This window comes from Priestia endophytica (assembly GCF_026790145.1).
Classification (GTDB): domain Bacteria; phylum Bacillota; class Bacilli; order Bacillales; family Bacillaceae_H; genus Bacillus_I; species Bacillus_I endophytica_A.
On sequence record NZ_JALAMS010000076.1, the window covers coordinates 1 to 4907 of the forward strand.

3 protein-coding genes and 3 pseudogenes are annotated in these 4907 nt (G+C 34.7%); 2 read left to right on the forward strand and 4 right to left on the reverse strand.

Annotation, left to right across the window (positions count from 1 at the left end; genetic code table 11):
• The 3 genes and pseudogenes from MOC86_RS26740 to MOC86_RS27615 all read right to left on the reverse strand — a co-directional run.
• On the reverse strand, window positions 1-311 hold a 311-nt coding region (locus MOC86_RS26740; RefSeq protein WP_326847770.1), incomplete at its 3' end, for a DinB family protein.
• A 243-nt stretch (window positions 312-554) separates the two neighbouring features.
• Window positions 555-878: pseudogene (locus MOC86_RS27610) on the reverse strand (TetR-like C-terminal domain-containing protein); the annotation flags it as partial.
• A gap of 41 nt (window positions 879-919) precedes the next feature.
• Window positions 920-1127, reverse strand: a pseudogene (locus MOC86_RS27615) (TetR/AcrR family transcriptional regulator); the annotation flags it as partial.
• Between the two features lie 199 nt (window positions 1128-1326).
• Between MOC86_RS27615 and MOC86_RS26750 the strand changes: the two are divergent.
• Window positions 1327-2534, forward strand: a pseudogene (locus MOC86_RS26750) (YhgE/Pip domain-containing protein).
• A 179-nt stretch (window positions 2535-2713) separates the two neighbouring features.
• A complete protein-coding gene (locus tag MOC86_RS26755) occupies window positions 2714-4225 on the forward strand; it encodes an FAD-dependent monooxygenase (RefSeq protein ID WP_268586920.1) in 1512 nt (503 codons plus the stop codon).
• Between the two features lie 228 nt (window positions 4226-4453).
• Here MOC86_RS26755 and MOC86_RS26760 read toward each other — a convergent pair whose 3' ends face one another.
• Complete coding sequence (locus MOC86_RS26760) at window positions 4454-4906, reverse strand: GNAT family N-acetyltransferase (protein WP_268586921.1); 453 nt, start codon at window positions 4904-4906, stop codon at window positions 4454-4456.
• Window position 4907 lies beyond the last annotated feature (1 nt).

Consider the following 4907-nt stretch of genomic DNA (forward strand, 5'->3'; position numbering starts at 1 on the left):
CGATCGAGAAACGCTTTGTACTGTTCAGATAAATCGAAAAACATCGTTTCTACTTCCTCAATTCTTTTCTTTTCCATCTGTTCTTTCAATCGATCAGCCAACGCATATACTTCATCAAATTCTTTACCAGAAATAATGTCTAACCATAGGTTATCGACGACATAAATATGCGCCATCACCTTTGATATAGAAGGAAAAACGCTCTGAATTTCTTTTTCGTAAATGTCCTCGGAAAGTTCTTTTAATCGGTCGAAAATTTTTTGGTTTGCCCATACATGGTAGTCGTACAATTTTAATGAGTGATGTGTCATTTGAAATCCCCCCTATTTCACTATTCATTATTGACATAATATAAGATATCAGTAGTCAACTTAACTATAATTCTATAAAAATACCCTCCCGACCTTTTGCCTAAAGGAGTTTCTTGTTTACGTAATGTTGATTATAAGAAGTAAAAGACCATAAAATAGATTTATGTTATGGCCTTTTTGGTGTTTAGATATCTACGTATTTTTAATAAGAGAAAGTTTAGAGATAAATTTCATCTATCCATATTACTTTTTTAGACCAGCTGCAAATAGAGGACCATTATAGGTCATTGTTGATAGGATACGCGCCATTTCCTGTGGGGATTCTTTTCCTCCATGTTGGAGCCACTGTTGAATGACCCCTAGATGTGCTGAAGAAATATAAGAGGTGAAATAATCCTCTGGAACAAGTAAAGATTCCTGTTTAATGAGGGAATTTTGTTTATCATTTTTAAAAAGTGTCTTTTTCATAAATTCTTTTATTTTTATTTGAAAAGATAAATCCCCTTTTGGTCCCAATACAGCTTTCATAAAATCTGCATTTTGACTGAGATACTCAAACATAGAAATTGCAAAGGAAAAAGCCATTTCATTATCTACTACACCTTTTGAAAGGATGGTCTTTGCCATATTGGACATCTCATACATGATTTCCTGCTGACATTTATCCATGAGATCATATTTATCTTGATAATGTAAATAAAACGTTCCTCGATTAATGTTGGCTTTTACCGTAATATCCTTCACGCTTATGGCTTCAAATCCCTTTTCTTCTATCAATTCGGTTAAGGCGTTACGGATAGATGTCTTTGTGCGCATTACTCGTAAATCCGTATTGAGCTCCTTCAATGAATCTCCTCCTAAATTTTATTCAACAGATATAGGCTATGTGTTCAATATGCATCATATCTATGATTTCTGTTTATTGAATCTCTCTATATCTGCACTTATAATTCAAAGTGTAAATAAATCAACACACTGTTCATTATAATTCGAATTAGGAAGAAGGTATATTCATTTGTTAAAAAATAAGCTACTTTTTTCTCTCCTTTAATAGTGCTTTTAGTTATCGCTTTATTTGGGTTAACTCTAATCCCTTCTGTTCAACAAAAGTCAAAAAACCTACCTATTGCTTTAGTCAATGAGGATATCGGTGCTGTGATCCCCCAACAAGGGAAAGTCAATATGGGAGATACAATCACGAACATGTTGAAAAAGAATATAACTTCTACAGATGGTGAAGTTCCCCCTGTTAAGTGGATTAATGTTGAGAGTAAGGAAGATGTATTGAAAGGACTAGATAACCAAGAATACTATGGTGCTCTTATTATTCCTAAAAATTTTAGTCAAAAGCAATCATCCTTAATGACTTCAAAACCGGAAAAACCAGAAATTAATATCTTTATCAACCAAGGAATGAACCCTGTTGCAGCTAATTTAGTAGGTCAGATGTTAAATACAATGGGGAATCATCTAAAGAATGGAATTCAAACACAAGTCTTACAGGGCTTAGAAAAACAAAATATTTCTTTAAAACCCAACCAACTAACTCCATTGACAGATCCTTTACAAGTCAACGTGGAGAATGTGAATGGGGTGGGAACAGCAAGTATGAATGGGAACGCTCCTGTTGCTTTGTTTCAGCCTTTATGGATGTCAAGCATCGCCGGAGCAATCGTACTTTTCTTTGTTGCTAATAAGCTCAATTTTGTGAATCGAAAGCAGAAGCTATATACCGTGCTTACTCAAGTTATTGCTGGAATTATTTTAGGTTTAGTAGCCGGTTTTGGTTTAACATGGATTGCAGACTTATTAGGCATTCAAATTTCAAACTTTATGGATATTTCTTTATTCTTAACCATCACTTACTTTGCATTCTTCTTGCTCATTTCGGCTGTTCTATCCTGGCTTGGAATGAAAGGAATTCCAATCTTTGTTCTCATTCTTTTCTTTGGAGCTCCACTACTTTCAATGGCACCAGAGATGATGTCTACTTTCTATCGTGATTATATTTATTCATGGTTACCTATGCGATTTATGATAGAGGAACTACGGGATTTATTCTTTTTCCATCAGGGCTTTAGCTTTAGTGGTCCGACATCTATCTTATTGTGGATTGCTTTAGGAAGTTTCTTTATCCTTCTATTATCTGTTTTGAAAGTACAAGGTTCAGCTTCAGACAACGGTTCTTATGAAAAGGAAGAATCAAAAGCTACTAAAGGATGACAGAAATAGGAATGCTCATTCGTAATATTTACAGAAAGATTTATGCATATAATGATTTATTTGTCATCTATTTCTATTCTTCTTACAGACGAGATTTCTATATTACTTAAGTAGAACCTTTAATCTTTTTATAGACTACGTGGGATTTATTATTTAAATCTTTTAAGGAGGAGAAAGTGATGAAACCTCAAGTATTAATTGTTGGAGCTGGTCCAACAGGATTAGTGTTAGCCCTTGGTCTTCAGAAACAAGGAATTCCCTTTAGAATTATTGATAAAAATCAAGGACCTGGAGAAGCATCTAGAGCGATGGCTGTTCATGCTAGAACATTAGAATTTTATCGTCAATTTGGTTTTGTAGATGAAATAGTTCAATTAGGAATCCCCGTCCAACAAGTTCAAATTTATAAAGATAATAAACAAAGGGCGAAGATGAACATGGGCCACATTGGAAAAGGACTGAGTCCTTTTCCATACGTATTGAGCTTTCCACAAGATGAACATGAACGGATTCTAATAAATCAATTGAAAGCAAAAGGGATTTTTGTAGAGTGGAATACAAAGCTAATCTCATTTTATCAAGAGGAAAATCGAGTTCGTGTCATCACTACCAAGCAAGGGAATGAAGAAAAACATCATTATGCTTATCTATGCGGATGTGATGGATCTCATAGTTCAGTTCGAAAGGGACTTGGCTTCGATTTTGCAGGTGGAACATACAAGCAGGTTTTTTACGTTGCTGACGTTCTAAGTGAAACACCTATTGATGGTTTACAGTTAAAACTCTTCAAAGATGGTTTTGGTTTAATTTTTCCTATACGAACCACAAATTCTCTGCGCTTGATTGGTCTTGTTCCTCAGGCATTATTAGATAAAAAGTTAGAGATTAATTTTACTGAAATTGTGCCTTATATAAAAGAAAACTTAGGAGTGCATACGAATAAGATGAACTGGTTCTCCACCTATAAAGTACATCATCGAGTAAGTGAATACTTTCGAAAAGGACGTATATTTATTGCAGGAGATGCTGGACACGTACATAGCCCAGCAGGAGGACAAGGAATGAACACCGGGATTGGGGATGCTATAAACCTTTCATGGAAGCTTGCTACCGTTCTTAAAGGGAAGGCAAAAGAAGAAATTCTAGCTTCCTATGAAGAGGAGAGAATAGCTTTTGCTAAGGATTTAGTTGCCACAACAGATAGAATGTTTTCTGGAATCGTTGGAAAGGGTTTTTCTACAAAAATTATTCGTGAAGTATTAATTCCTTATGTAGTTCCAAAATTGACAGGTGTCTCTTCGATTAGGAAAGCATTATTTAAATCCGTATCACAAATCCGCATTCATTATCGTAATAGTATGCTTAGTGCAGGAAGGGCCGGTGCTATTCATGGGGGAGATCGCTTGCCATGGATATATGGGCAAGGTGTAGACAATTTTAAACCATTGCAAACCTTTGATTGGCAGTTCCATGTGTATGGAGAAGCAAAGGCTGACCTTCGTGAACTTGCTAAAACTACTGCTATTCCCCTTCATGAATTTCCATGGACAGGATCTATGAGGGAAGCTGGAATTAATCCTGGATCTATGTTCCTCATTAGACCTGATGGTTATGTAGCATTGGCTGATTCCGGGCAGGATATTAAAAAGATTAGATCTTACCTTGATGAATTAAAGGTAGTTCAAAATTAATTTAATAGACCTTTCAAATACAATCAGTAGGCTGTATGTTGACGTTTAGATAATCTAATTCTAAAAGAGGGAAAAGGAAATATAATTTTATATTTTCTCCTATATATTGTCTTGGTATCTGGTTAACATAAAATATGTTACAGATAGGAAGAAAGAGCAAACTCGTCCAGCAGCAACGAGTTTGCTCTTTTTCTTAAAGAAATTATAGGTATCAATGTTAGTAGCCATTCAGATCATATACTTTCTAAAGTAGGAAAGAGTAAGATATTCATCAATTTTGACTTCCCGTAACTTGTAGAAGTCATTCTTTATGTAAAAATTAATGGCCGGAGTATTTTTACTCCCAGTCATTACTCGAATTGATTTTACTTCGTACATATTTTCAACAAAGTCCAAGAGCTTCTGAGCAATCCCTTTTCTAAAATGACTGGGGTGTACAATTAATCGATGTAAATCGATTTCGGTTCTGTCTAATTTAAAAGATATGATTCCACATAACTCTTCTTGTAAGTAATAAGCAAAAAAAGTTTCCTCACATTGCTGTAACGAATGGATGGTATCTTTTAATGGAGGAAGATTATAATATCCGATAACCTTTGCTTCAGCTAAATAAGAAGGAATTTGAATACGTAATACCTCAGTTGCTGTCCTTTTATCCTTGATATCAAGTCTTTTAATTATA

Excerpts from the sequence above, each read along its gene's own strand:
- MOC86_RS26755 (WP_268586920.1), top strand. The coding sequence starts at position 2,714 with ATGAAACCTCAAGTATTAATTGTTGGAGCTGGTCCAACAGGATTAGTG.